Source organism: Ligaoa zhengdingensis, assembly GCF_014384885.1.
Classification (GTDB): Bacteria; Bacillota; Clostridia; order Oscillospirales; family Ruminococcaceae; genus Ligaoa; species Ligaoa zhengdingensis.
The window spans coordinates 46,859-72,321 of sequence record NZ_JACRST010000007.1; the positions used below are offsets into that span (position 1 = coordinate 46,859).

The following is a 25,463-nucleotide window of genomic DNA, read 5'->3' on the forward strand; positions in this document are numbered from 1 at the left end:
CGCGCAGCCAGCCGCCCGGTGGGCGGCGGAAGGGAGATAGAATGCAGAGGGATTACAATAGGGAGCCCGCAGCGGCGACCGGCCGGTTTGAAGCCCAGGACGAAGAACTCCTGATGGATTTGTTGGAGGAGCACGCCCGGCTGGCGGGCTGGGAGACCGCATGGGTCGCCTACGGCCAGACCGAACAGCCGGTTCTGCAGGTCGGCATATCCAATCTGGGCAAGATCAAGGCGGCCGTGACGGCCGAGCTCTCGTTTTTGCACCCGGAGGGGGCGGAGGGGAGCTTCACCACGGCGCAGTTCGCGGCTGTGGTGTTTAGCGAGGTCCCGGAGGAGAATCTGCCGGAGGTGATGCACGCCTGCATGCGGGCCAACCAGTATGCGCTGGTGGGCGGGTTCGGCGTGATGGGGCGGACCCTCTACTACCGGCACAACCTGCTTCTGCGGCCCGACTACCCCTTTATCGTCTGCGGGCAGATGCTGGTGGACGCGCTGATCTCGCTGCGCCAGACGCTCGATATCACTGTGGATGGCCTTGCGCTGATCGCACGCGGTGTGAACACGCTCGACGAAGTGATCGGGCAGGGATTTCTCGACTGAACCGGATAACAAAAAGAGGAGCGGACCCGCGGGTCCGCTCCTTGTCGTCTGTCTCTTCGCTTTTGGCGAGAAAGTCTCGGCTGATCTGTGATGTGGAATGCTCGATTCATCCGGTGTAATGCTGAAAATAGCGCGGTTCCGGCTTGCCCGCCTTGCCCAGTTCGATGCGCACCGCGCGCACGATCTGGCGCATCCCGATGGCGCAGCCCTCGTCCGCGGCGAAATAGGCCGCCTGAAGCGCGGCCGACTTGATGACGCTGCCCGAAATCTCCAGGCTGCCTGCGAGCATCTCGAAGTCGATCTCGCTGTCGAGCGGCGCATCCTGTGGGAAGGCGCTGCGCCAGAGCTGGAGGCGCTGCGCCTCGCTGGGCATGTGGATGTTGATCATGTAGTTGATGCGGCGGCGGAACGCGTCGTCGAAGTTGTTGGCGAGGTTGGTCGCCAGGATGCTGATGCCTGAGAACTCCTCGATCTTTTGCAGCAGGTAGGAGGTCTCGGAGTTGGAGTACCGGTCGTTGGCGTTCTGCACGTCGGTGCGCTTGGCGAACAGTGCGTCGGCCTCGTCGAAGAAGAGGATGACGTTGCTGTTGCGGGCCTCGTTGAAGATGGCGTCGAGGTTTTTCGCGGTCTCGCCGATGTATTTGCTGATAATCTGCGCCAGGTTGATGCGGTAGAGCGGCAGCCACAGTTCCCCAGCGAGCACCTGCGCGCTCATCGTCTTGCCGGTGCCGGGCGGGCCGTAGAGCAGCACCGAGATGCCGTTGCCGTAGGCCGATTTGCTGCGGAAGCCCCACTGTTCCTCGACCTGGAACTTGTACTTGATCCGGTTGCAGACCTCGCGCAGCATCCCCTTGGACGTGTCGTCCAAAACCAGGTCGTCCCAGGTGTAAAACAGGTCAATGCGGTCGGCCAGCTCGCTCAAGCGGCTGGTGTTGGCCCGCAGAATCGCGCCGCGCAGAGTCACGCCGTCGATCGGGCCGCCCGCGGCCTCCAGGGCGGCGTCGCGCAGCGCGCCCTTCATCTGGCCGGGCGAAAGCGAAAACCGCCCGGAGATCGCCCGCCAATCCAGCTCGGGGGCCACCGGATAATCTGCGGCGAACTGCGTCCAGAGCCGTACCGCCTGCCCCTGGTCGGGCAGCGGGTAGTCGATGCGGCGGCAGAGGTAGCCGTCGGGACAGAAGTTGCGGCGCAGGCGCTCGGTGAGCAGAAACACCCCCGCGCGGTGCGGGGCGAGCGCCCGGAGAAGCCGCTCGAGGCGGGCGCGCTGTTCGGCGCTGTCCAGGTCCGCTCCGTCCAGGCAGATCAGGCAGCCGTCCAGCAGGACGTACCGCAGCAGGTCGGAGGTCGCAGGCTCCTCGTCGGGGAGCTCCTCCGCGGGGATCAGCAGCAGCCTGCGCCCCAAACGCCCCGCGAGGCGGCGCACGGTCAGCTTTTTCCCGCTGCCGCGGGGTCCGCACAGGATGCCAAGACAGCTTTGACCGCCCTCGTTCAGCCGGGCGGTCAAAGCCTCTGCGGCGCGGTACTGCCCGTCGCAGAACAGGGGCTCGTCCGTCCGGTCGATCGAATCCGGTTGAAAGCGGCCGCGGTATTCGCACCCGCACAGGTAGGCCGTGAGGTGCGGATGGAGCGCCACCGGCCAGAGCGCCAGGGTGGCGGGCTGCTGAGGCACAAACAGCAGCGCTGAGAGCGCGCCGGGGTCGCAGAAGCTGGGCACGCCCGGCGCGGGATGGATCAGCCCGTACAGCGAGCGAAGCACCCCCACCGTGGGGTGCGCGAGCGCATCCTGCCCGTGCAGCAGGGCGAAAGCGGACTCAAAGCCCCGGTCTAGCCCGGCGCACAGGCTGCACACCAGGCAGAACAGGGCGAAGTCGTCGAGGGCAAAGGTGTGCGCCACCCGGCACAGGCGGAAATTTTGCCCGCCCTCCAGGGTGAGCGCGAGGCGCCGGGCGATCATCCGCTCGGCGCGGATGAACAGCAGGATAACCTCCTCGGGGGTATCAAAACCCGCCTGCGGAAAGGCCGAGAGGTAGCGCAAGGTCTCGGCCGGGCCGAAGCTGGCGCCCGCGAGCCCGACCGCCCCGCCTGGGCCGGCGCTCTCCCTTTGGATCGCGCAGCCCAGGCAGAGGTAGCCGGATACCAGCGCCATCCAGTCGTCCAGCAGGGCCGATTCGTCTGGATAGGGCTGGTTTTCCCGTTCAAAGTGGAACCGGTGGAAAAGTGCGATTTCAAACTGTTCTGCCAACCAAGGTGTCCCCCTTTTATCATGGTAGAGAGGCGTGCCCCGCGCGCGTAAGGTCGCCGGCGATTGCCGCCGCCGGGCGGGTCAATAGCCGGTGATCTCCTCGAGGGATTCGTCGTTGATTACCCAATCCTCCACATTGATGACGCGGTAGTGGTCGAGGTCGTCGCGCACAATCACGGTGGAGATGCCCGCGTTGATAATCATGCGCTTGCACATGGCGCAGGGGTTGGCGTTTGCCACATACTCGCCGGAGTCGTACTCCCGCCCAACCAGGTAGAGGGTGGACCCGATCATATCCGAGCGCTCCGCGTGGATGATGGCGTTGGCCTCGGCGTGGACCGAGCGGCACAGCTCGTAGCGGGTGCCGCGCGGCACCTGAAGCCGCTGCCGGGTGCAGAACCCGAGGTCGGTGCAGTTTTTGCGCCCGCGGGGCGCGCCCACATAACCGGTGGAGATAATCTGGTCGTTCTTGACGATGATCGCCCCGAAGTTGCGGCGCATACAGGTGCCGCGCGTCAGCACCGTCTGCGCGATATCGAGATAATAGTTGATCTTGTCCCGCCTTGTCATTCAAAACACCCTTTCCATACAGATGATTTTAATTCCTATTATAAGGGAAAAATCCCGCCGCGGCAAGGCGTGGTTTTTCCCATCTCCCTGTGGTATGATAAAGGGGATTACGGCGGCGCTTTCCGCCGCCCAACGACAGTCAGGAGGACCCTTATGCAGAACCTTTCCAACATCGGCACCATCCGGGAGCTGCTCACCCGGCACGGTTTCACCTTTTCCAAGGCGCTGGGGCAGAACTTCATCGTCAACCCCACCGTCTGCCCGCGCATTGCGGAACTGGGCGGCGCGCGCCACGGCGTGGGGGTCATCGAGATCGGCGCGGGCATCGGCGTGCTCACCCAGGAGCTGGCCCGCCGCGCGGACAAGGTGGTGGTGATCGAGCTGGACAGCCGGTTGCTTCCCATTTTGGATGAGACGCTGGACGGCTTTACCAACATCGAGATCATCAACGAGGACGTGCTCAAGGTGGACCTCGCCGCGCTGATCGCCCGGGCGTTCGCGGGCATGGAGGTGGTGGTGTGCGCCAACCTCCCGTACTACATCACATCCCCCATCCTGATGGGCTTGCTGGAATCCCGCCTGCCCATCTCCGCAGTGACGGTGATGGTGCAGAAGGAGGCGGCCCAGCGCATCTGCGCCCCGGAGGGCTCGCGCGAGACCGGTGCGATCAGCCTGGCGGTGCGGTACTACAGCGAGCCGCAGGTGCTGTTTCAGGTGTCGCGCGGCAGTTTCCTGCCCGCGCCCGACGTCGATTCCACCGTCATCCGGCTGGATATCCGCCCGGAGCCGCCAGTCGAGGTGGAGGATGAAGCGGCGCTGTTCCGCGTCATCCGGGGCGCATTTTCCCAGCGGCGCAAGACGGCCGCCAACTCGATTTCGTCCGCGCTGGGGCGGCCCAAGGGCGAAGTGGCCGCCGCGCTGGAGCGAGCGGGCCTGCCCGCCGCCGCCCGCCCCGAACAGCTCACCCTGGAGCAATTTGCCGCCCTGACGCGCGAACTGTAGTTTTTTGTCGTTTTTCATCGGTTTTTGGTTGTGAGATTCCGAATGTCATGGTACAATTCATGTAGAAATTCGGCGAAAACAATCAAAAAAACCGACATCAGGGAGAACGACTGGATATGAAATCGATTGCTGCACATCTTTGTGCCGTGCTTTGCGGCGTAGTGCTGCTCTGCCCGGTGAAGGCTTATGCCGCGGTGCTCATCGACGACTTTGCGGACGCGCGGGGCGACGACTGGCACAGCTATCAAAATTTGGGGTCCCCATCGCTCACGGTCGGTGCGGAGATGGGCTGGCCGGGCGCGCCCGACGCCAGCGCCATGCCGCTTTCCGGGGCGGGCGGGACTGCGAGCGCCCTCTACGCGGTTTCGGGCACGCAGACGGTGGAGGTCGCTTTGTATAGCGCCTTTTCCACGCTGGCGCTGCGGCGTGCGGACCGCTACGAGCTGGGCCTGTTTTCCGATTCCGACCGGAGCTCCGCGCTCAAGCCGCTCATCTCGGAGGACGGCCGGGCACTCTATCTCAGCACCCCGGACGCGGGTTGGAGGGAGCTGCGCTGCACGGCCGACTACCGCTATGCGTTTGTCGAGCCCGCAGGCGCGCCTTCGCGGGCGTATCCTTACGGGTTATCGGTCTACGCTTCGTCCGACGGCAAGAGCTTTTCGCAGGTTTCCTGCCCTGCGGCCGGGCTGCGCAGCGCGCTGCTCGAAGGCGGGGATTACGCCTATTATTACGAGACCTACCGCTGCGCCGTCCCGTCCGGCACGCGCTTTTTGCGGCTGGACCTGCGGGAGGTGCGGTCGTTTTCGCTGGAGGGCGGCGGCACGCAGGGCAACCTGACGCCGGGCAGCCTCCGCTTTGCGCAGGCCCGCTTCGAGGGGGATAGCGTGCAGAAGGGCAGCTTTTCCGCCCTGCCCGATGAGAGCAGCTCCTCGGGTTCCAGCACAGGCGGCGGCTCAGACCCGGACGTGCAGCGCCCGGGCGGCTCTGCGGAAGAGGACGAACCGTCTGAGGAGCGGAGCGCGTCCTCCTCCAAGGCTGCATCCTCCTCGCGCTCGTCGCCGCCTCCGTCCGCGTCCAAATCCGCGCCGAAATCCTCCTCGTCCGCCAGTTCCGAGCCGTCCGTGCAGGAAAAGGTTTCCGCTGCCGAGCGCTCCGCATCCAGCACAGCGCCGGGCGGAGCGATCGAGCTGGAGCCGGTCGCCGGCACAGCGCAGACCAAAAAGGCCGTGGCGGGCGGTGTTTACATCGTCGCGGCCCTGATCTTATTGGCATTCGCGGCCCGCAAAAAGTAGACGGTTCCCGACCAAAATTCTTCCATCCCCGCTCATAGTTTATTTACATTTGTATTGTATACTAAACTTAAGCGGGAGATGACTGCCCCGCTGCAATAAATCGAAGGGGTATGCCTTTATGAATCTGGCTGAAACCAGCTACAGTAATCCCACCCAGGAGATCATCCTGAATTCCACCGTGGTGTGCGTCACCGACCAGCGGCGCTGCGAGCGTCTGATCAAGGCCGGCCGTGTGATCGCGGATATCTCCAAAACCAACCTCACTGTCATCAGCGTGATGAACCCCCAACGCATCAATAAGGACACCGACGCACTGGAATACCTGTTCGGGGTATCCAAGCAGAACAATGCGGTGATGTCCATTCAATATTCCACCGATCCGCTCGCACGCATCACCGATTTTATCCGTGAGAACAAGGCTGTCAATGTGGTCACCGGTATGCGCGAGGGACAGAATTCCATCCTGCCCAACCTGTGGAAACGCTTTGAGAACACCAGCTTTTTCACCGTCACCCTGGATGGCGAGGTGCTTCCCGGCCGCACTGAGCCGGTGGCGGCCAAGGTAGAATAGAAGGAGGCGCGCCATGGGATACAACACAGAGACCCTCCGTTACCCCAGCGCCAACGGGTCCAGCATGGTGTCCGCCAAGCTGTTTCTCCCGGTGGATACCGATATCCGGGCGATTGTGCAAATCTCGCACGGGATGTGTGAATATATCGACCGCTACCGCGAGTTCGCCGAGTTTTTGTGTGCCAAGGGGATTATGGCCTGCGGCAACGACCACATCGGCCACCGCTATTCGGTGGCCGAGCCGTCCCAGCTCGGCTTTTTTGCCGGACAGAAGGGGGACGAGGCCCTCGTCGAAGATGTGCACGCATTGACCCTGCTGATGAAGGAGCGCTATCCCGGCGTGTCATACTTTATATTGGGCCATTCGATGGGCTCGATGATCGCGCGGTGTGTGCTGGCCGAATACGGCGCGGACTACGACGGCGCGATCATCAGCGGTACGGCCGGCCCGGAACCCGGCGTCAATGCATCGGTGGCCCTGGCCGAGCTGATGTGCCGGCTCAAGGGCCCGCGCGCGCCCGGCCGGATGCTCGACCGCATGGCGTTTGCGCATTACAACGAGCGGTTCGAGGGCCGCACCGACAAGGACTGGCTCAGCCGCGACCGCGCAGTGGTGGATGCCTACCGGGCCGACCCCTACTGCATGTTCCTGTTCACCAACGCGGCGTTCCGCGATTTGGCTGTGCTCAGGCAGCGCTGCAACCGCCCGGATTGGGCCGCAAAGCTGCCGCGCGACCTGCCCATCCTGTTGTTTTCCGGCACGGAGGACCCGGTAGGCGGATACGGCGAAGGGGTGAAAAAGGTCTACGCGATGGTGAAACAGGCGGGGGTGTTCGACGCGACCCTGAAGCTTTACAAAGGCGGGCGGCACGAGATGCTCAATGAGACCAACCGCGCCGAAGTGTACCGGGATGTTTACGACTGGCTACAGCGTAAAATTGTATAAAACCATTTCATCGGGAAGGGCCGTTCGCGCGGTGCTTCCCGTTCCTTTTATCCGGCCTGATTCATAATCGCCGCCCTGTCGTGGTAAACTGGTAGGAGAAGAAAGGGCGGGATCGGCGTGAAAAAGGCGAGAAAACTGCTGATCGGGCGGGTGAGCGCCATCGCGGCGCTGATCGCGCTGCAGCTTGCGCTGGTGGTCGCGATCATCGCCGGGCTGAGCGGGATGTGGACCTACCTCTACTGGGTGTTGCAGGCGGCGAGCATTGCAGCGGTGCTGTGGATTCTCAGCAAGCCCGATAACCCCTCCTACAAGTTGGCCTGGTGCATCCCCATCGCGCTGTTCCCGGTGTTCGGCGGCCTGTTTTATCTGATGTTTGGCAACCGCTGTCTCAACCGCAGGCTGCGGCCTCGCCCCCAAATAAAGCCGGAGGGGAGCCCCGCGATAGACGAACTGGCAGGGGAGAGCCCGCTGCTCGCCCGCCAGGCGGCCTATGTGGCCCGCGTCTCGGGCTTTCCGCTCTACCACGGCGGGGCGGCTGAGTACTTCCCGCTGGGTGAGGACCAATGGGCCTCGCTGCTGGACGAGCTGGCGAAGGCCGAGCGGTTCATCCTGATGGAGTATTTCATCATCCAGCCGGGCCGCATGTGGGACGCGGTGCTGGAGGTGCTGCGCCGCAAGGCGGCGGAGGGGGTGGAGGTCAAGCTGATGTACGACGACCTCGGTTCGATCCGGACCCTGCCCGCGGGCTACAGCCGGCAGCTTGCTGAAATGGGCATCGAGGCGGCGGTGTTCAACCCCTGTCGGCCGCGGCTTTCCAGCGTGATGAACTACCGCGACCACCGCAAGATCACGGTGATCGACGGCAGGGTGGGCTACTGCGGCGGGATCAACCTGGCGGACGAATACATCAACGCCTACCCCAAGCACGGCCATTGGAAGGATACGGCGGTGCTGATCCGGGGGGAGGCTGTGGCGAGCCTGACGCGGATGTTTCTCTCCCTGTGGGAGTTTGCAAGCGGCGTGCGGCTCGACCCCGCCCATTACCGGGCGGAGGCTGCACCGGCCGCCGGGATGGACGGCTTTGTGCAGCCGTTTGGGGACGCGCCGCTGGACGGGTGCAACCTGTCGGAGAACGTCTATATGCAGATGGTCAACTGTGCGCGGCGCTATGTGTATATCACCACCCCTTATCTCATCCTGGACAACGAGATGATCACAGCGCTCTCGGTGGCGGCCCAGAGCGGGGTGGATGTGCGCATCGTCACCCCGCATGTGGCGGATAAGTGGTTTGTGCACATGGTGACACAGGCCAACTACGCGCAGCTGACGGCGGCCGGGGTGCGCATCTACGAGTACACGCCCGGTTTCATCCACGCCAAGATGCTGGTTTGCGACGATGAGGTGTGCATGGTGGGCACCGCGAACCTGGACTACCGCAGTTTCTACCTGCACTTCGAGTGCGGGGTGCTGTTCTACCGCTCTTCGATGGCGCAGCGGGTGCGGCGGGATGTGGAGGCGGTGCTGGCGGTTTCGGAGGAGATTTTGCCGGAGAAGGCGCGGGAGATTTCCCGCCACCGGCTGCTGCTGCGGGCGCTGCTGCGGGCGTTTGCGCCGCTGATGTGATATTTCTGCGCCGGGTGGGAGGCGCTTCCTGCAACCGGGCTTCCTTTTTAACGAGGGGAGCTCGGTTTTTTTACTTTTTTTGCAGGGAACATTTACTTCCCCGTCAGAACGACGAAATTTTCCGTAGAAATGTGCGATCTGTGATGAAATAGATAAAATGTGAAATATTTATGAAATTTCTTCTTGTACCACCCCGCAAATTATGCTATTATGATACCAGTTATCCTTTGCCCGCGGACAGGCTTCGGCCTTCTGCGCCGCTGGTTGCGGCGCTGTCGGGGACAAATACAACAAGAAGGAGAGGTCTATTTCTCATGGAAGCAATTCAAGTCGGCTTTTTATCCCTGTTGCCGCCGATCATCGCCATCAGCCTGGCGCTGATCACCAAGGAGGTCATCTCATCCCTGATGATCGGCATCCTTTCGGGCACACTCATCTATGCGCTGAACACGGGGCTCAACCCCATTGTGGGAACGGTGGAAACCACCTTCCAGTTGATGGCCAACCGTTTCGATTTCAATATCATCCTGTTCCTGGCGCTGCTGGGTGCCTTGGTGGCGGTGGTCACCATGGCGGGCGGCTCGCGCGCTTACGGCCGCTGGGCCAGCTCCAAGCTGAAAACCAAGCGCTCCTCGCTGCTGGCGACCTCTGCGCTGGGCGCGCTGATCTTCATCGACGACTATTTCAACTGCCTCACCGTGGGCACCGTCATGAAGCCGGTCACCGATAAACACAACATCTCGCGCGCCAAGCTGGCTTACATCATCGACGCCACGGCGGCGCCCATCTGCATCATCGCCCCCATCTCAAGCTGGGCGGCTGCGGTCGGCTCCAACCTGGCCGCCACCGGCGCGTTTGAAAGCGACCTGGCGGCGTTTGTGTCCACTATCCCGTACAACCTGTACGCGCTGCTTTCTATCGTCATGGTGGTCGCGCTGTGCGTGGTCGACCTCGACTTCGGCCCGATGGAGCGTGCCGAGATCAAGGCGCAGGCCGGCAACCTGGGCGCGGTGGATGCCGAGGTGCAGGAGCACTACAAGGCGTCTGAGAAGGGCCGCGTGTTCGATATGCTCATCCCCATCGGCGCGCTCATCATCTTCTCGATCCTCGCCATGCTGCACAACGGCGGCTTCTGGGGCGACGATCCGGCCATCGCGGGCAACATCGCCGCGGCGTTCGGCAACTGCGAGGCGTCCCCAGCGCTGGTCGTGGGCGGCTTTGCGGCGCTGGTTGTGGCGTTCGTCCTGTTCGTACCCCGCAAGCTGGTCGGCTTCCGTGAGTTCATGGGCGGCATCACCGAGGGCGCCAAATCCATGGTTCCGGCCGATATCATCCTGATCCTCGCGTGGACCATCTCCGGCGTCTGCCGCGACCTGCTGTCCACCGGCGAATATGTCAAAGGCATTGTGGAGGGCAGCGCGATGCCCGCGTTCCTCATCCCGGCGCTGATCTTTGCGATCGCCGCGTTCCTGTCCTTTGCGATGGGCACCGCCTGGGGCACCTTCGGTATCCTCATCCCGATCATTGTCCCTGTGTGCGAGGGCATTGCGCCCGAGCTGCTGGTGGTTGCGCTCTCCGCGACGCTGGCCGGTTCGGTGTTCGGCGACCACTGCTCGCCCATCTCCGATACCACCATCCTCTCCTCCACGGGCGCGGGGTGCGACCATATCCAGCATGTGTCCACACAGATGCCCTACGCCATCACGGTGGCTGCCTGCTGCTTCGTGGGTTACATTGTGGCTGGCCTGACCAAGGGCCTGCCTACTGCGGCGAACATCGGCGTCACTCTGGGTACTTCGGTTGTCCTGCTGCTGGTTGTGCTGGTGGTTCTGCACAAGTTTTCCCTCAAAAAGGTGAAAGCGGCGGAGGCCTGAGCTGCGGCTTAAGGTGAAAATCTTGCCCCTCGTCCCTGCGGACGGGGGGTTTTTGATGCCCCTACCCCTTGACAAGAAGCAGCGGTTGCCGTAAAATCAAGTGGATAGCGAAATATGCGAAGATAAGACGAGCCGGGGCGCATGAGCACCCACAGAGAGAGGGCTGCACCGCTGAAAGGCCCTCGTTGCCCGCATCTGGCAGCCATCTTGGAGCACCGCGCAGCACGCGGCGTTTTCCCGGCGTTAACGGGTCAAAGTGGCACAGCGATGTGCAATTTGGGTGGTACCACGGAGTCACAAGACCTTCGTCCCTTGCGGATGGGGGTCTTTTCTGTTTTACCATAAACGCTGCGGCGTAATATCAGTAAATTATACAAAGAGGAGAGTAGGATTATTATGAGATGGATGGGACTCAACGAAATCCGCGAGAAATTCCTCGCGTTTTTTGAGAGCAAGGGGCACACGAGGCTGCCCAGCTTCCCGCTGATCCCGATTGACGACAACAGCCTGTTGCTCATCAACTCGGGCATGGCGCCGATGAAAAAATTCTTTCTGGGCCAGGCGGTGCCGCCGAACACCCGCGTGACCACCTGCCAGAAGTGCATCCGCACGCCGGATATCGAGAACGTGGGCAAGACCGCCCGCCACGGCACCTTCTTCGAGATGCTGGGCAACTTCTCGTTCGGCGACTACTTTAAAGTGGAGGCGACCGCCTGGGCGTGGGAGTTCCTCACCACGGTGATGGAGATGCCCGAGGACCGGCTGTGGGTGTCGATCTACGAGGAGGACGACGAGGCGTTCGAGATCTGGACCAAAAACGTGGGTATCCCGCCGGAAAAGATCGTGCGCATGGGCAAGGACGACAACTTCTGGGAGATCGGCTCGGGCCCCTGCGGCCCCTGCTCGGAGATCTACTGGGACCGCGGCCCGGAATACGGCTGCGGCAAGCCCGACTGCAAGGTGGGCTGCGATTGCGACCGCTACATGGAGATCTGGAACTTGGTGTTCTCGCAGTTCGATGGCGACGGCAACGGCCACTATGAGCGCCTGGCCCACCCCAACATCGACACCGGCATGGGCTTGGAGCGCCTGGCGTGCGTGATGCAGAACGTCGGCAACCTGTTTGAAGTGGACACCGTGCAGAACATCATGAAGCACATCCGCGAGATTGCGGGTGTGGAATACGGCAAGGACTACAAGACCGACGTGTCGCTGCGCGTCATCACCGACCACATCCGCAGCACCACGTTTATGATCGCGGACGGGGTCATCCCCTCCAACGAGGGCCGCGGCTACGTGCTGCGCAGGCTGCTGCGCCGCGCCGCGCGCCACGGCCGCCTGCTGGGTATCAACGAGCCGTTCCTGTACAAGGTGTGCGAGACGGTCGCGGGGGAGAACGCCACCGCTTACCCAGAGCTCACCGAAAAGCTGGATTATATCCAGAAGGTGGTGCAGGTCGAGGAGGAGCGGTTCGCCAAGACGATCGATATGGGCATCGAGCTGCTCACCGGCCTGATGGACAAACTCTCGGCCAACGAGATCAACAGCGGCCGCCGTCTGTCGGGCGAGGATGCGTTCAAGCTGTACGACACCTTCGGCTTCCCGATCGATCTCACCAAGGAGATCATCGCGGAGAAGGGCATTGAGGTGGACGAGGACGAATTCATGCGCCTGATGAACGACCAGCGCACCCGCGCGAGGGAGGCGCGCCTGGCGGGCAACGTCATCAGCTGGGCTGACGACATCTTTGCGGATCTCAAGGACCGCCATGTGGAGTTCACCGGCTACTCGAAGTATGCCGACGAGGGCAACATCATCGCCCTGGTCAAGGACGGAGAGATGACCGACAGCCTGCATGCGGGCGACAAGGGCACTGTGGTGCTGGACGAAACCCCCTTCTATGCGGAGAGCGGCGGCCAGATCGGCGATACCGGTATCCTCACGCTGGGCGATGCGGTGTTCCACGTCTATGAGACCAAAAAGACCCAGACCGGCCTGTTCCTGCACAACGGCGAGATGGTCAACGGCATGTTCACCAGCGGCGCCAAGGTGCGCGCGGAGATCGACAGCGAGCGCCGCCGCGCCATCATGCGCAATCACACCGCGGCGCACCTGCTGCAAAAGGCGCTGATCGATGTGCTGGGCAACCACGTGAAGCAGGCGGGCCAGAGCGTGGACGAGCACCGCGTGCGCTTCGACTTCACCCACTTCTCGGCCATGACGGCTGCGGAGCTGCTCCGGGTGGAGGCGATTGTCAACAAGATGATTATGAGCGCCTACGACGTGTGCATCAAGGAGATGCCGATTGCCGAGGCCAAGGCGTTGGGCGCGATGGCCCTGTTCGGCGAGAAGTACGGCGATGTGGTGCGGGTGGTCAACGTGTCCGGCGAGAGCATCGAGCTGTGCGGCGGCACTCATGTCGCGAACACCAGCCGGATCGGCCTGTTCAAGATTATCTCCGAGTCGTCGGTGGCGGCGGGCGTGCGCCGCATCGAGGCGGCCACCGGCCTCAACGTGCTGGCCCTGATGGGTGAACAGCACGACCTGATGGTCAAGACGGCCGAGAACCTCAAGGCGGGTAGCCCGTCCGAGATCGCGGCCAAATCCGCGCAGGTGATGGCGGAGCTCAAGGAGCGCACCCACGAGTTGGAGACGATCAATGCCAAGATCGCGGAGATCCGCTCCAACGAGCTGTTCGGACAGGCAAAGGAGGTCTGCGGCGTCAAATACATCTGTGCGTCGTTCACCGGCACCAAGCCGGAGGCGGTGCGCGCGATGTGCGATAGAATCAAGGCTGAAGCGCCGGAGATGATCGGGGTGATCTCCACCATCTTCGACGGCAAGGCGTCTATTTTTGCGGCCTGCGGAAAGAATACCATCGAAAAGGGAATGCACGCGGGCAAGCTGGTCAAGGCGATCTGCGAGATGGTCGGCGGCAAGGGCGGCGGCCGGCCGGACAGCGCCCAGGGCGGCGCGGCCGAGCTGTTCCAGATCGACGAGGCGTTCGCGCAGGTGCCCTCGCTGATCGAGCAGATGGTGAAAAAGGGCTAAAAAGAAAAGGAGGCGGTCAACAGTGGATTGCTTGTTCTGCAAAATTGCGGCCGGGGAAATCCCCTCCAAAAAGCTGTACGAGGACGACCAGGTGCTGGCGTTTTACGATATCGATCCCCAGGCGCCGGTGCACTTCCTGGTGATCCCCAAGCAGCACATCCCCAGCGCCGACGCGCTCACCGGGGAAAACAGCGCGGTGGTCGCGCATGTGTTCGAGGTGGTGGCAAAGCTCGCGGCCGAGCTGGGGCTCAAAAACGGGTACCGCGTGGTGAACAACTGCGGGGCCGACGGCGGCCAGACGGTGGGCCACCTGCACTTCCACGTGCTGGGCGGCGTGGCCATGGGCTGGCCTCCCTTCCCCCAGAACGACCCGAAGGATTGATTCTATAGAAGAAAGAGGGGCCAAACAGATGGCTGAATATTACAAATTGCAGGTGGCCGGGCTGGAACGCGACCTCAAGCTCTGCCCGGTCGGTGAACACCTTGACATTGCAGCGTTTATCATGTTTGGGGATGTCGAAATGACGGTGAAATGCGCCGAGGAGATTTTAAAGCGCTCCCCGGAGTTCGATGTGATCCTCACCGCCGAGGCAAAGAGCATCCCCCTGGCCTACGAGATGGCGCGCCAGTCGGGCAAGCTGTATATCCCGGTGCGCAAGGGCAAAAAGGCATATATGACCGATCCGGTCTGCGTCAGCGTCAAGTCGATTACCACCGCCAACACCCAGACCCTCTACCTCGATAAAAAGGATCTGGAGATCCTCAAGGGCAAGAAGGTGCTGATCGTGGACGACGTCATCAGCACCGGTATGTCCCTCAAGGCGCTCGAGGAGTTTGTCGAGAAGGCCGAGGGGATCATTGCGGCCAAGGCAGCCGTGCTCGCCGAGGGCGAGGCGGCCGACCGCACCGATATCATCTATCTGGCGAAGCTGCCGGTTTTTCCGCACTAGCCGATAGAACCAACCAGCCAAAGCGCGGCCCGGGGGAATTCCCCCGGGCCGCTTTTTTGCTTTTTTCGCCGAATTTGAGCCGTTCATCCTTACTTTTCAAAAGTTTCATACTATTCTGGCGCAGGCATCACGTTTTCAACACATTGCGGCGGTAAATTATGGTCAGTGGTTCACAAAGAACCACGAAATGCTTTTTTCTCCGTTTTACTCCTCTTTTTCGGTGTCGGTCTCCCTCTAGGCCGGCAGGGCGGCACTCTCTCCGCCCCGGAAGCGGATGTTCACCGCCATCCGTCTTCCAGGGGAACCGCACGTTTTTGTGCTGCACGTGCGGTTCCCCCCCGATTTCTCGGGGAAATACAAGATGGAATGAAACCCGTATCGGCCGGGCAGGGTTGCTGCCCCCGGCGCGGAATTTCCTCACCGATAACCGCTCTTTTTTAGCAGCGGTTTTATTTTGACCCATTTCGATGAAGGAGGTCCCCTTTTATGGATTCTATGACTACCCAACCGGCCGCAAATGAGGTGCTGCAGCCCAAGCGCAGGCGCAAACGTGGAATCGTATTCGGCATCATCGCGCTGGTGCTGGTGATCGCCTGTGTCGTTGTATTCCTGTTCCCAAGGGAGACACAGAGCACCATCTCCACCTATAAGGAAAGCCGCGTCACCCGCGGCGATATCACGGCGGGCATCAGCGAAACCGGGACTGTCTCAATCGACTATGAAACGGTGAAATATGAGATCAGCAACTCCAAGATGGACGATCTCGGGCTTTCGGTGAGCGTGCAGGAGGTCTATGTCAAGTCCGGCCAGAAGGTGGAGGCGGGCGACCCGTTGATCCTCATCTCCACCACCGATTTGCAGGAGCAGCTGGACAACGCTCAGCTCAGCTTGAAGCAGGCGCAGGCCAGCCTGACCCAGGCGCAGCTCGACCAGACCCTCAAAAAGCTGGACGCCGAATCCAACTATGAGACCAACAAAATTCTGGCTGAGAGTGCCGAGCAGACCTACGAGAACACCCTGAAATCGCTGGAAAACAGCATCACTCAGTATGAAAACGAGGTGCTCGACCTCAACAAACAGATCAAATACATCAAATCCTACTGTTACGGCGCGGGCGGCGGCGAATACAGCAGTAAGCACGAGAACCCCACCAAGTACACCGACGAACAGCTCGACGAGATGAGCGAGACGGCGATTAAAAACGTGCTGGAGGGCCTCAACGACGACCTGGATGTGGCCGAAACCGCACTGGAAAAGGCTCAGCTCGAGCTGGAGACCAAGCAGGCGCAGGCCAAGAACCAGCTCGATGCCGACACCTTTACCAGCGAGAACGCCAAGACCCTCTATGAAGTGGAGCTCTCACAGATCGAAAACAGCCTGTCGAGCGCTGAGCTCAAGGTGGAGAGCGCGCAGAACGATGTGGAGCAGTTCAGCGAATACCTGGCCAACAACGGCGTGATCACCTCGCCCATCTCGGGCACCATCATGACGCTGGGCTACTCCGCGGGGGATGAGCTGAGCAGCAACAACCCCATCGCCATCATCTCCAACCCGGCCGAGGCGTACATCTCGGTTTCGATCGTGCAGGAGGATATCACCACCCTGGAACTCGGCCAGGAGGCGTCGATCACCCTGGACGCCTTCCCCGACGATGTGTTCACCGGTACGCTGGACAGCATGTCGGTGCAGCCCTCGCGGTCAGGCGGTTCCACCGTGAGCTATACGGTCGATTCGCGCTTTGATAGCCCGAGCGACAAGTTCTTCGAGGGCATGACCGGCACCGTCACCTTCATCACCAACCAACTCAAGGATGTGCTGATGGTGACCAACCGCGCCATCACCAACAACAACGGGGTACAGACGGTCAAGGTGAAGCACGACGACGGCACAATTGAGGAGCGCGAAATCACCACCGGCTTTTCGGATGGGCGCAATGTGGAAGTGACCAGCGGCCTGGAGGAAGGCGAAGTCGTGCTGATCGAAAGCCAGGTGGTCAGCAGATGATCTTTTCAGAAATTCTGCGCCTGGTTTGGATCAATATCCTGGAAAATAAATTCAAGGTCCTGCTCACCTCACTCGGCGTGATTGTGGGCGCGGCCACCATCGTGATGGTCATTGCGATCGGTAAGGGCGGCCAGCAGGATGTGGCCGACCAGTTCAAAAACCTGAGCGCCGGTGCGATCGAGGTGGTTTCCAACAACTCCTCCAACAGCGGCTTCGGCGGCATGGGCGGCGGTTTCGGCGGTCCTCCCGGTATGGGCGGCGGAGGCGGCGGGATGCGCATGAGCGGCGGCGGTGGCTTTTCCGGCGGCGGTTTCCCCGGCGGCATGGGTGGCGGCATGATGATGGGCGGCTTCCCCGGCGGGATGCCCGGCTTGGAATCCACCCTGAACGTCACCTTTGACGAGGACGATATCGACGAGCTGGAACTGTTTGTGCCGGGGCTCTCCTCAATCAGCTTGTCAGTAAACGGCAAATACGACGTGCTCGGCGGCGATCTGGACGAAGCGGTCTCCACCACTGTGGCAGGGGTGCTGCCCAACTATCAGGAGGTGTCCAACCTCAGCGTGATGCTCGGCGAGTTCTTCACCGATGAGGATAACGAGAATAAGAACAAGGTCTGCGTGCTGGGCTACCAGGTTGCGAGCGATCTGTTCGACAACGTGGCGGAGGCCTACGACAGCGTCATCAACGTGGACGGCCGCAGCTACACGGTCATCGGCGTGCTCTCCGAGATGGGCTCGATGATGAGCGGTATCAGCCCGGACGAGGCGGTCTATCTGCCCTACCGCACCAGCCTCAAGTACATCTTTGGCACCAGCGCCAATCCGCAGATCACGGCGGTGGCGGCCGATGTGAACGACGTGCCCACCATCAAGGAGAATATCGAGACGGTGCTCACCACCACCTATCCGGGCGCGAGCTTCACCATCACCGACGCGGGCAGCAAGATGGAAGCCGCCAGCGAGAGCGCGGACACCCTGTCGATGCTGCTCATCGCGGTGGCCAGCATCGTGTTCGTGGTGGGCGGCATCGGCATTATGAACGTGTTGTTCGTCACCGTCAAGGAGCGCACCCGCGAGATCGGCATCCTCAAGGCGCTGGGCAGCTCCAAGGGCGATATCCTGTTGGAGTTCCTGCTGGAGGCGGCCTGCATCGGCGTGTTCGGCGGCGTGGTGGGCGTGGCCTTGGGCTTTGGCCTGATGCCGGTGGTCGGCAACTTCATGACTGTACTGCCCACCACGGCTTCGGCGATTCTCGCGCTGCTGTTCGCGGTGCTCACCGGCACCCTGTTCGGCTTTTATCCGGCGCTCAAGGCGTCCAAATTGGTGCCGATCGAGGCGCTCAACCAAGAGTAAGGGGGATTGCAGCATGAAAAAACGATGGTTGCCTGTGGCGGTCTCGTTGGCGCTTGTGCTGGGCGGGTGCGCCCGGTTTGGGGCGTCCTCCTCCTCGTCCTCGGCGAGCTCCCTGCCGGAAAACGCCGAGACGGTGTACGGCCGGGTTTCCTACGTGAGCGGCAACGATTTCACCCTGGCGCTGGGCACTTATGGCGCGGTGGGTCAGGGCGGCGCGTACAACGGGGGGGACGACAAAGAGGAGGACAACGGCCGCGGAGCGGGGGAATCCTCCCGCGGTCAGCGCGGCCAGCGGAGCGGCGGCTCCGGTTCCGGCCAAGCGGGCGGGTCCGGTGGCCAAGGGGACTTCAACGGGGGAGGCGAAATGCCTACCGATGGCGCACCGGCGGGTGATCTGCCCGCAGATATGCCAGACTTTGCCGGTGGGGAAGCCGGCGAGGCCGGGGGAGGCCAGGCCGCCCAGCGCTTCACCGAAACCGGCGAGGAGCTGGAGATCCGCATCCCGGTGGGCACGCCGATCTATTACGGCACCCTCAAGGTGGACTTTTCCCAGATCCAGATCGATTACGTCATCAGCGTATCCACCATACCGGACAGCGACGGCGAACCGGTGGTGATCGCAGCAGAAATACTTTCCACATAAAGGGGGATGCGCTGTGGAACATCTGATTACAATGCGCGGCATCAACAAATCCTATGCGATGGGGCAGGAACGCCTGTTGGTGCTCAAAGATATCAACCTGACGGTGGAAAAGGGCGAGTTTCTCGCCATCCTGGGGCCGTCTGGGTCGGGAAAATCCACGCTGATGAACATCATCGGCTGCATGGATAACTTCGACAGCGGCGAGTATATCCTGGACGGCAACGCCATCCAGACGATGAAGGATTCCCAGCTCACCAAGATCCGCAACCGCGAGATCGGCTTTATCTTTCAGCGGTACCAGCTTATCCCCAGCTACAATGTGCTGCAAAATGTGATGATCCCGCTGATTATCCGGGGGTACACCCGCCGCGAGGCGATGCCCATCTGCCGCGAGAGCCTGCGGTCGGTCGGGCTGGACGAACGGCGGCACCACAAGCCCAACGAGCTTTCGGGCGGCCAGCAGCAGCGCGTCGCCATCGCGCGCGCGCTCATCGGCAACCCGAACATCCTGCTGGCCGACGAACCCACCGGCGCGTTGGATACCGCCACAGGCAGCGAGGTGCTGGAGCTCTTCCAGCAGCTCAATGAGCAGGGCCACACCATCATCATGATTACCCACGACCTCAACGTGGCCAGCCACGCCAAACGGGTGGTGCGCATCGTGGACGGCCAGCTCTTCACTCAATAAAAAAGCGCCCCGCCCCGGCCAGAATTGCCGGGGCGGGGGCTGCTTTATAAAAAGAAAGGCCCGAAGATCATTCCTCTTCGACCACGACTTCGCCGTACTCCTCTTCGTATATCGCCATATAATTTTTTAAAATGAATTCAATTTCTTTATTGTAAGAGCGAATATTTTTATTTGCAAGATATTTGAGTTTTTTCGCCAAGGTATGTTCCAGCCGCAGCGGATAAGGGCTTTCTTGTTTTACCATCGCGGTCGCCTCCCCTTCTCAATTATATCATTGCGCTGCTTCTCAAATCAACGATAGAATAAGAGAGAAAAAGAATCTAAGCGGAAAGAGCGATGGGGAAGGCATTGACAGATAAAAAAATTATCACTATAATAAATATAAAGGGATACTGTCGACAGACGGTCAGCCCGAAAGAAAATAGCTAAAGAATAGCCGCTTCTTTTTGACTGGGAAGGCGGCTATTTTTTTGCTCTGAAACAGAGCAATCACGCCAATGATTACAAGACAAAAGCTGAAAAGAGCCTCATATGTAACCATCCGGCATCACCCCCTCTCGTGGGGAGTGGCTAACCGCCTGCCGTTTGCGACAGTATCCGTGCTTATAATAGCATAAAGGACAGATTGTTTCAATTTTTAACGCAAAAAAGGCGGGGCCCGCATGGAGCTCCGCCTTTTTATGAGGCAGACGCCAATATTAAAAAGTGGAGTCTTCTAATTCATAGCGATACAGAAGCTCCTCTCTTTTTTGTTTCAGATAGGATTCTTCGGGGGTAATATAGATGCAATCCTCACATGACCCACGTATATCTAACGTAATGCCATCCAAAGTACATTGATTTTGATTCCAGTAAATGCAAAATAAATTTTGACAAATCATAATATCACCTCGTATAAATTATAGTCCAAATTTGAACAATGTTCAATATGCGGACTATTCGGTAGACTGATAATAGGTGATAAAAATGATTATTTATGACCCTTTATGGAAAACGCTAAAGGATAAGGGAATCACAAAATATGCGTTAATTTATAAATATGGCTTTAGTAGCAACACGATCCATCGGCTGCGGCATAACGGCGGAATATCTACGGCACTAATCAATGATTTGTGTCTGTTGTTAAATTGCAGGGTTGAGGATATTCTGCTTTTTGTACCGGAAGAAAAAGAAAATCAAAAAGAATAAGCTGCTCAGTTCCAAAAGGAAACTGGGCAGCTTATTCTTTTTCTATCCTACAGCTTTTTCACACGCAGGGCGCGCATCGAGTTGAGAATTGCGATCACCGAAACGCCCACGTCGGCGAACACCGCCTCCCACATGGTGGAGAGGCCGAACGCCACCAGCACCAGCACCGCCACCTTGACGAGCAGCGCAAACACGATATTCTGCTTGACAATGCGCAGGGTGCGGCGGGAGATGCGCATCGCGGTTGCGATGCGGGAGGGTTCGTCGGTCATCAGCACCACGTCGGCGGCCTCGATGGCCGCGTCGGAGCCGAGCGCCCCCATGGCGATGCCGATGTCGGCCCGCGCCAGCACCGGCGCGTCGTTGATGCCGTCGCCCACAAAGGCGAGCTTGCCCTTGGCCGATTTGCCGTCCAGCAGCCGCTCCACCTGGTCCACCTTGTCGCCGGGCAGCAGCTCGGCGTGCGCCTCGTCCAGGCCGAGCTCGCGCGCAACCGCCTGGGCGACCGCGTCCGCGTCGCCGGTGAGCATCACCGTTTTTTTCACGCCCGCGGCCTTCAGGTCGGCGATCGCCCGTTTGGCGTCCGGCTTCACCCGGTCCGCGATCACGATCGCACCCAGATACCGGCCCTCCTCGGCCAGGTACACCACCGTGCCCGCTTCGGGGATTTCCGGCGCGTCGATCTTGTGCTCCGCCATCAGGCGGCGGTTGCCCGCGAGCACCAGCTTGCCGTCCACCTGGGCGGATACGCCGTGCCCGCCCGCCTCGGTCACATCGGTCACGCGGGTTTCATCCGGCTGTTTGCCGTAGGCCGCGCGGATCGATTGGGAGATGGGGTGGTTGGAATAGACCTCGGCGCAGGCTGCGCGTTCTAGCAGGGAAGCGGCGGCCGGGTCGTTCTGCGCGGGATCCAGCCGCCCGCCGCCGGCCGGATACACCGCGCTGACCGCGAATTTCCCCTCGGTGAGGGTGCCGGTCTTGTCGAATACCACGACCTCGGTGCGGGCCAGCGCCTCCAGATAGTTGCCGCCCTTGATGAGCACGCCCCGGCGGGACGCGCCGCCGATGCCGCCGAAGAACCCCAGCGGGATCGAGATGACCAGCGCGCAGGGGCAGGAGACCACCAGGAAGGAGAGCGCGCGGTAGACCCATTCGCCCCATGTGCCCAGGCCGGCGAGCGGGGGGATCACCGCCAGCAGCACCGCCAGACCCACCACGATGGGGGTGTAGTAGCGCGCGAACTTGGTGATGAAATTCTCGGCGCTGGCCTTTTTGCTGCCCGCGTTCTCCACCAGATCGAGAATTTTTGAGACGGTGGATTCGCCGAATTCGCGCGTGACGCGGATGTGCAGCAGGCCGGTGAGGTTGATACAACCGCTGAGCACCTCGTCCTGCTCCTTTACCTCGCGGGGCAGCGATTCCCCGGTGAGGGCCGAGGTGTCCACCGTGGAATTGCCCTCGATGACCACGCCGTCCAGCGGGATTTTTTCGCCCGCCTTGACCACCATCACGTCGCCGATCTCGACGTCCTCCGGCGCCCCGGTCACGATCTCGCCGTCCACCAGCACATTGGCATAATCAGGGCGGATGTCCATCAACCCGGCGATCGACCGGCGCGACCGGCTGACCGCGTAGTGCTGGAACAGCTCGCCGATCTGATAGAACAGCATGACCGCGACCCCTTCGGGATATTCGCCGATCACGAACGCGCCCGCCGTCGCGATGGACATCAGGAAGTTTTCGTCGAACACCTTGCCGCGGAAGATGCCGCGCAGGGCCTTCCACAGGATATCGTAGCCGATAAAGAGGTAGGCGATCAAATACATCAGCAGCTCGGAGAGAAAGGACATCTCGTCGCGCATGAACATGGCCGCCACCAGGATCACCGCGCACCCCACAATGCGGATGATCTGCTCCCGCAGGTAGGCCCTGTCGCGTTCGCCGCTGTCCGCGGGGGAGCTGCCGCCGCCTTCGCAGGCGCTGCATTCGTAGCACTCCTGGCAATCGCAGTGGTCGTGGTCGTGCGTATGCTGTTTGGCGCGGCGCTTGCCGTCCCCTGTTTCCTCGGTGAGCTCCACACCCGGTTCCAGCTCGGCGATGGTGGCGCGGGTGCGTTCCAGCACCGCTTCATACTGCTCTTCGGGGGCCTCCAACACCAGGCGCTTTGCCATAAAATTGATCGATGCGCTTGAAACCTGCTCCAGCCCACCGATTGCGCGCTCCAGCTCGGCCGCACAGTTGGCGCAGTCGAGCCCTTCCAGATGATAATACTTTTTCATATCCATTCTCCTGTCGATTGAATTGGATGGCACTTATTCGGTGACATGCTCCAGCCCCTGGTCGAGGATGGTCTTGATGTGATCGTCCGCCAGGGAATAGAAAACCGTCTTACCCTCACGCCGGTTTTTGACCAAACAGGACGCCTTGAGCACCCGGAGCTGATGGGAGATCGCGCTCTGGCTCATGCCCAGAAGCTGCGCGATATCACACACGCACATCTCCGATTCAAACAACACATACAAAATTTTGATGCGGGTGGAATCCGCGAAGATTTTAAAGAGATCCGCCAGGTCGTAGAGAATCTCCTCATCGGGCATACGGCTCTGCACGGCATCCACAATCTCCTGGTGCACAAACAAAAAATCGCACTGTTCAGCCAGCGGTTCGTTGTTGGCCATTGTCAATCACCCTTTCATATGAACAATTATTCATATAATTATAATAGCAACTGTCCACAGCATTGTCAAGAGGTTCGCATAAAAAAGCGAGGCGCGCACCCAATTTGGATGCGCGCCACACATTTTTTATGGTTCAGGTTTTCGAGCAGAGCGCAATTCCTGTGGCCGCCACCACCAACAGGAAGATACCCGCCCCGGCGACCGCCACCTCGGCGGGGGTGGGCCAGCCTAGGGTTCTGGAAGCGTCCTCCCCCGCCTGAGCCGCGGCGCGGGCCTCGCTGGGCGGGGGCGCAGCTGCCTTTTCGGTATGTACGGGGCGAGCCACCCCAGCGCTGGCCGCCAGCAGGATACCGGCGCACACGATCGCCCACAGTCCGCGCCTGTATTTGCGCATCTTTTCATCCATCCTTTCCCGCCCCGTTTCGGGCCTATCTGTAGCACCATCATAACGGCGACAGGGCGCAAAACACGTCTGTTCCAGGGGAAAAATATTTTTTCTCCCCTGGGCGACGATTTTATCTTGTTTTCACAAACTCCCCGCAGGTGATTGACAATTATTTCAAAAAGCAATAGAATAGATAAGAAAGTGGTTGTAATCGGTGACCGATATAAAAAAGGTCCGGTCCTCCGGATAACAGGCAACCTGACATCCCACACTGGAGATAGTGTGGGCTTTTTTTCGCTATATGAGAAGGAAATTTGGAAAAGAAAAGGAGTGTTATGATGGAAGCTTATTCGGAAAATAAGATGGGTACAGCCCCGATGCTGCCCCTGTTGCTGTCCATGGGTCTGCCCGCCATGTGTTCCATGCTGGTGCAGGCGTTTTACAACGTGGTGGACAGCTACTTTGTGGCCAAGCTGGGCCTCAACGCGCTGACCGCGGTCTCCCTCGCCTTTCCGGTGCAGAACCTGATGATCGCCGTCGCGGTGGGCACCGGCGTGGGCATCAACTCGCTGATCTCCCGCCGGTTGGGCGAGGGGCGACATGAGGAGGCCAACCAGGCCGCGACGCACGGCCTGCTGCTGGGGCTGATCAGCGGTTTGGCTGTGGCGTTGTGCGGCGTCATCGGCACCGATCTGTTCTTCAAGGCGTTCACCGACATCCCGGAGGTACACCAGATGGGATGCGACTACGTCTACGTGGTGACCATCTTCTCGTTCGGCATGTTCATGCAGGTCAACATGGAAAAGACCCTGCAATCCACCGGCAACATGATTATCCCCATGTTCTCCCAACTGATCGGCGCGATCATCAACATCGTCCTCGATCCGATTATGATCTTCGGCCTGCTCGGGTTCCCCGCGATGGGGGTCAAGGGCGCTGCGGTGGCAACGGTCACCGGCCAGATCATCGGTATGCTGTTTGTGGTGATCGTCGGTCTGGTGTGCGACCACGCGGTGAACATCTCGCTGCGCGGATTCCGCTGGAACGGGCGCATCGTGCGCGACATTTATGCGGTGGGCTTTCCGTCAATCATCATGCAGTCGATCGGTTCGGCCATGGTGATGGGCATGAACGCCATCCTGACCGGGCTCAACGACGCGGCAGTCGCGGTGTTCGGCATCTACTTCAAGCTCCAGTCGTTTGTGTTTATGCCGGTGTTCGGCATGACCCAGGGCATGATGCCGATCATCGGCTACAACTACGGCGCGCGCAACAAGCACCGGATGATGAGCGCGCTCAAAATCGGCAGTATCATCGCTTTGGTCATCATGGCGGCGGGCACCGTGCTGTTCCGTTTGGCCCCTGAGGCGCTGCTCGCAATCTTCGATGCGGACGCCGCCATGCTGGAGGTCGGCGTACCGGCGTTGAGCACCATCTCGCTGTGTTTTGTTCCGGCTGCGCTGGGCATCGCGTTTTCTACCCTGTTTCAAGCGGTCGGCATGGGTGCCAAGAGCCTGTTCATTTCTTTGCTGCGCCAGTTGATCCTCATTCTGCCGATGGCCTATTTCCTGTCCAAGCTGGGGATCTCCGCCGTCTGGTACGCGTTCCCGCTGGCCGAGACAATCTCGTTTATCGCGAGCCTGCTGATCTTCGTGTCGCTCTACCGCAAGCATATCAAAAACCTGACCCCGCTGACGGGCGGGAACCTGTCCGGGGAGGGCGGCGCGCTGAACTGATGCGCAACCTGAGCCAACACAAAAACCAATCCGAGCCCGCTTAGGGATTTTCCCCTGGCGGGCTCC

Annotated in this window: 22 protein-coding genes; 16 read left to right on the forward strand and 6 right to left on the reverse strand. The window is 60.7% G+C overall.

Annotation, left to right across the window (positions count from 1 at the left end; all coding sequences use genetic code 11):
- Positions 1 to 41 precede the first annotated feature (41 nt).
- Positions 42 to 599: a hypothetical protein gene (locus tag H8711_RS06490; protein WP_249282658.1), complete on the forward strand. Its 558-nt coding sequence runs from the start codon at positions 42 to 44 to the stop codon at positions 597 to 599.
- A 106-nt stretch (positions 600 to 705) separates the two neighbouring features.
- Here H8711_RS06490 and H8711_RS06495 read toward each other — a convergent pair whose 3' ends face one another.
- A complete protein-coding gene (locus tag H8711_RS06495) occupies positions 706 to 2,841 on the reverse strand; it encodes an ATP-binding protein (RefSeq protein WP_249282659.1) in 2,136 nt (711 codons plus the stop codon).
- An 81-nt stretch (positions 2,842 to 2,922) separates the two neighbouring features.
- Positions 2,923 to 3,411 carry a deoxycytidylate deaminase gene (locus tag H8711_RS06500; protein WP_249282660.1) on the reverse strand — a complete coding sequence of 163 codons (489 nt, stop codon included), beginning with the start codon at positions 3,409 to 3,411 and terminating at the stop codon, positions 2,923 to 2,925.
- Positions 3,412 to 3,564: 153 nt separating this feature from the next.
- Here H8711_RS06500 and rsmA point away from each other — a divergent pair, with 153 nt between their 5' ends.
- The 13 genes from rsmA (at position 3,565) to H8711_RS06565 (ending at position 19,410) form a co-directional block, all read left to right on the forward strand.
- Positions 3,565 to 4,413, forward strand: a complete 849-nt coding sequence (gene rsmA, locus H8711_RS06505) for a 16S rRNA (adenine(1518)-N(6)/adenine(1519)-N(6))-dimethyltransferase RsmA (protein ID WP_249282661.1) — start codon at positions 3,565 to 3,567, stop codon at positions 4,411 to 4,413.
- Positions 4,414 to 4,529: 116 nt separating this feature from the next.
- Positions 4,530 to 5,705: a hypothetical protein gene (locus H8711_RS06510; RefSeq protein WP_249282662.1), complete on the forward strand. Its 1,176-nt coding sequence runs from the start codon at positions 4,530 to 4,532 to the stop codon at positions 5,703 to 5,705.
- A gap of 118 nt (positions 5,706 to 5,823) precedes the next feature.
- Positions 5,824 to 6,276 carry an adenine nucleotide alpha hydrolase family protein gene (locus H8711_RS06515; protein ID WP_249282663.1) on the forward strand — a complete coding sequence of 151 codons (453 nt, stop codon included), beginning with the start codon at positions 5,824 to 5,826 and terminating at the stop codon, positions 6,274 to 6,276.
- A 13-nt stretch (positions 6,277 to 6,289) separates the two neighbouring features.
- On the forward strand, positions 6,290 to 7,222 hold the full coding sequence (locus H8711_RS06520) for an alpha/beta fold hydrolase (RefSeq protein WP_249282664.1): 933 nt from the start codon (positions 6,290 to 6,292) through the stop codon (positions 7,220 to 7,222).
- 117 nt (positions 7,223 to 7,339) lie between these two features.
- Positions 7,340 to 8,845 carry a cardiolipin synthase gene (cls, locus tag H8711_RS06525; protein WP_249282665.1) on the forward strand — a complete coding sequence of 502 codons (1,506 nt, stop codon included), beginning with the start codon at positions 7,340 to 7,342 and terminating at the stop codon, positions 8,843 to 8,845.
- A gap of 314 nt (positions 8,846 to 9,159) precedes the next feature.
- Positions 9,160 to 10,719 (forward strand): Na+/H+ antiporter NhaC family protein, encoded by a 1,560-nt coding sequence (locus H8711_RS06530; protein WP_249282666.1) that lies wholly within the window; start codon positions 9,160 to 9,162, stop codon positions 10,717 to 10,719.
- A gap of 396 nt (positions 10,720 to 11,115) precedes the next feature.
- Positions 11,116 to 13,770, forward strand: coding sequence for an alanine--tRNA ligase (gene alaS, locus H8711_RS06535; protein ID WP_249282667.1), 2,655 nt, complete (start codon positions 11,116 to 11,118; stop codon positions 13,768 to 13,770).
- Between the two features lie 22 nt (positions 13,771 to 13,792).
- Positions 13,793 to 14,152, forward strand: coding sequence for an HIT domain-containing protein (locus tag H8711_RS06540; RefSeq protein WP_249282668.1), 360 nt, complete (start codon positions 13,793 to 13,795; stop codon positions 14,150 to 14,152).
- 28 nt (positions 14,153 to 14,180) lie between these two features.
- A complete protein-coding gene (locus H8711_RS06545) occupies positions 14,181 to 14,720 on the forward strand; it encodes a phosphoribosyltransferase family protein (protein WP_249282669.1) in 540 nt (179 codons plus the stop codon).
- A 486-nt stretch (positions 14,721 to 15,206) separates the two neighbouring features.
- Positions 15,207 to 16,724, forward strand: a complete 1,518-nt coding sequence (locus H8711_RS06550; RefSeq protein WP_249282670.1) for an efflux RND transporter periplasmic adaptor subunit — start codon at positions 15,207 to 15,209, stop codon at positions 16,722 to 16,724.
- Complete coding sequence (locus H8711_RS06555; RefSeq protein ID WP_249282671.1) at positions 16,721 to 18,079, forward strand: ABC transporter permease; 1,359 nt, start codon at positions 16,721 to 16,723, stop codon at positions 18,077 to 18,079. The genes H8711_RS06550 and H8711_RS06555 overlap by 4 nt, the downstream gene beginning before the upstream one ends.
- 13 nt (positions 18,080 to 18,092) lie before the next feature.
- On the forward strand, positions 18,093 to 18,722 hold the full coding sequence (locus H8711_RS06560; RefSeq protein ID WP_249282672.1) for a hypothetical protein: 630 nt from the start codon (positions 18,093 to 18,095) through the stop codon (positions 18,720 to 18,722).
- A 13-nt stretch (positions 18,723 to 18,735) separates the two neighbouring features.
- Positions 18,736 to 19,410, forward strand: a complete 675-nt coding sequence (locus H8711_RS06565) for an ABC transporter ATP-binding protein (protein ID WP_343252775.1) — start codon at positions 18,736 to 18,738, stop codon at positions 19,408 to 19,410.
- Positions 19,411 to 19,477: 67 nt separating this feature from the next.
- Here H8711_RS06565 and H8711_RS06570 read toward each other — a convergent pair whose 3' ends face one another.
- The gene (locus H8711_RS06570; RefSeq protein WP_249282673.1) at positions 19,478 to 19,654 is read right to left on the reverse strand and encodes a TraY domain-containing protein; all 177 of its coding nucleotides are present in this window, start codon (positions 19,652 to 19,654) and stop codon (positions 19,478 to 19,480) included.
- Between the two features lie 722 nt (positions 19,655 to 20,376).
- On the opposite strand from H8711_RS06570, the gene H8711_RS06575 reads away from it, so the two are divergent.
- Positions 20,377 to 20,598, forward strand: a complete 222-nt coding sequence (locus tag H8711_RS06575; protein WP_249282674.1) for a helix-turn-helix domain-containing protein — start codon at positions 20,377 to 20,379, stop codon at positions 20,596 to 20,598.
- A gap of 47 nt (positions 20,599 to 20,645) precedes the next feature.
- Here H8711_RS06575 and H8711_RS06580 read toward each other — a convergent pair whose 3' ends face one another.
- From H8711_RS06580 to H8711_RS06590, 3 genes are all read right to left on the reverse strand, one after another.
- A complete protein-coding gene (locus tag H8711_RS06580; protein WP_249282675.1) occupies positions 20,646 to 22,877 on the reverse strand; it encodes a heavy metal translocating P-type ATPase in 2,232 nt (743 codons plus the stop codon).
- A gap of 33 nt (positions 22,878 to 22,910) precedes the next feature.
- Complete coding sequence (locus H8711_RS06585) at positions 22,911 to 23,276, reverse strand: ArsR/SmtB family transcription factor (RefSeq protein WP_249282676.1); 366 nt, start codon at positions 23,274 to 23,276, stop codon at positions 22,911 to 22,913.
- 133 nt (positions 23,277 to 23,409) lie between these two features.
- A complete protein-coding gene (locus H8711_RS06590; protein WP_249282677.1) occupies positions 23,410 to 23,682 on the reverse strand; it encodes a hypothetical protein in 273 nt (90 codons plus the stop codon).
- 314 nt (positions 23,683 to 23,996) lie between these two features.
- Between H8711_RS06590 and H8711_RS06595 the strand changes: the two genes are divergently transcribed.
- Positions 23,997 to 25,397 carry an MATE family efflux transporter gene (locus H8711_RS06595; RefSeq protein WP_343253224.1) on the forward strand — a complete coding sequence of 467 codons (1,401 nt, stop codon included), beginning with the start codon at positions 23,997 to 23,999 and terminating at the stop codon, positions 25,395 to 25,397.
- The last annotated feature ends 66 nt before the right edge of the window (positions 25,398 to 25,463 follow it).

Excerpts from the sequence above, each read along its gene's own strand:
- H8711_RS06490 (WP_249282658.1), top strand. The coding sequence starts at position 42 with ATGCAGAGGGATTACAATAGGGAGCCCGCAGCGGCGACCGGCCGGTTT.
- H8711_RS06500 (WP_249282660.1), bottom strand. The coding sequence starts at position 3,411 with ATGACAAGGCGGGACAAGATCAACTATTATCTCGATATCGCGCAGACG.
- rsmA (WP_249282661.1), top strand. The coding sequence starts at position 3,565 with ATGCAGAACCTTTCCAACATCGGCACCATCCGGGAGCTGCTCACCCGG.
- H8711_RS06510 (WP_249282662.1), top strand. The coding sequence starts at position 4,530 with ATGAAATCGATTGCTGCACATCTTTGTGCCGTGCTTTGCGGCGTAGTG.
- H8711_RS06515 (WP_249282663.1), top strand. The coding sequence starts at position 5,824 with ATGAATCTGGCTGAAACCAGCTACAGTAATCCCACCCAGGAGATCATC.
- H8711_RS06520 (WP_249282664.1), top strand. The coding sequence starts at position 6,290 with ATGGGATACAACACAGAGACCCTCCGTTACCCCAGCGCCAACGGGTCC.
- H8711_RS06530 (WP_249282666.1), top strand. The coding sequence starts at position 9,160 with ATGGAAGCAATTCAAGTCGGCTTTTTATCCCTGTTGCCGCCGATCATC.
- alaS (WP_249282667.1), top strand. The coding sequence starts at position 11,116 with ATGAGATGGATGGGACTCAACGAAATCCGCGAGAAATTCCTCGCGTTT.
- H8711_RS06545 (WP_249282669.1), top strand. The coding sequence starts at position 14,181 with ATGGCTGAATATTACAAATTGCAGGTGGCCGGGCTGGAACGCGACCTC.
- H8711_RS06550 (WP_249282670.1), top strand. The coding sequence starts at position 15,207 with ATGGATTCTATGACTACCCAACCGGCCGCAAATGAGGTGCTGCAGCCC.
- H8711_RS06555 (WP_249282671.1), top strand. The coding sequence starts at position 16,721 with ATGATCTTTTCAGAAATTCTGCGCCTGGTTTGGATCAATATCCTGGAA.
- H8711_RS06560 (WP_249282672.1), top strand. The coding sequence starts at position 18,093 with ATGAAAAAACGATGGTTGCCTGTGGCGGTCTCGTTGGCGCTTGTGCTG.
- H8711_RS06570 (WP_249282673.1), bottom strand. The coding sequence starts at position 19,654 with ATGGTAAAACAAGAAAGCCCTTATCCGCTGCGGCTGGAACATACCTTG.
- H8711_RS06575 (WP_249282674.1), top strand. The coding sequence starts at position 20,377 with ATGATTATTTATGACCCTTTATGGAAAACGCTAAAGGATAAGGGAATC.
- H8711_RS06580 (WP_249282675.1), bottom strand. The coding sequence starts at position 22,877 with ATGAAAAAGTATTATCATCTGGAAGGGCTCGACTGCGCCAACTGTGCG.
- H8711_RS06585 (WP_249282676.1), bottom strand. The coding sequence starts at position 23,276 with ATGGCCAACAACGAACCGCTGGCTGAACAGTGCGATTTTTTGTTTGTG.
- H8711_RS06590 (WP_249282677.1), bottom strand. The coding sequence starts at position 23,682 with ATGGATGAAAAGATGCGCAAATACAGGCGCGGACTGTGGGCGATCGTG.
- H8711_RS06595 (WP_343253224.1), top strand. The coding sequence starts at position 23,997 with ATGATGGAAGCTTATTCGGAAAATAAGATGGGTACAGCCCCGATGCTG.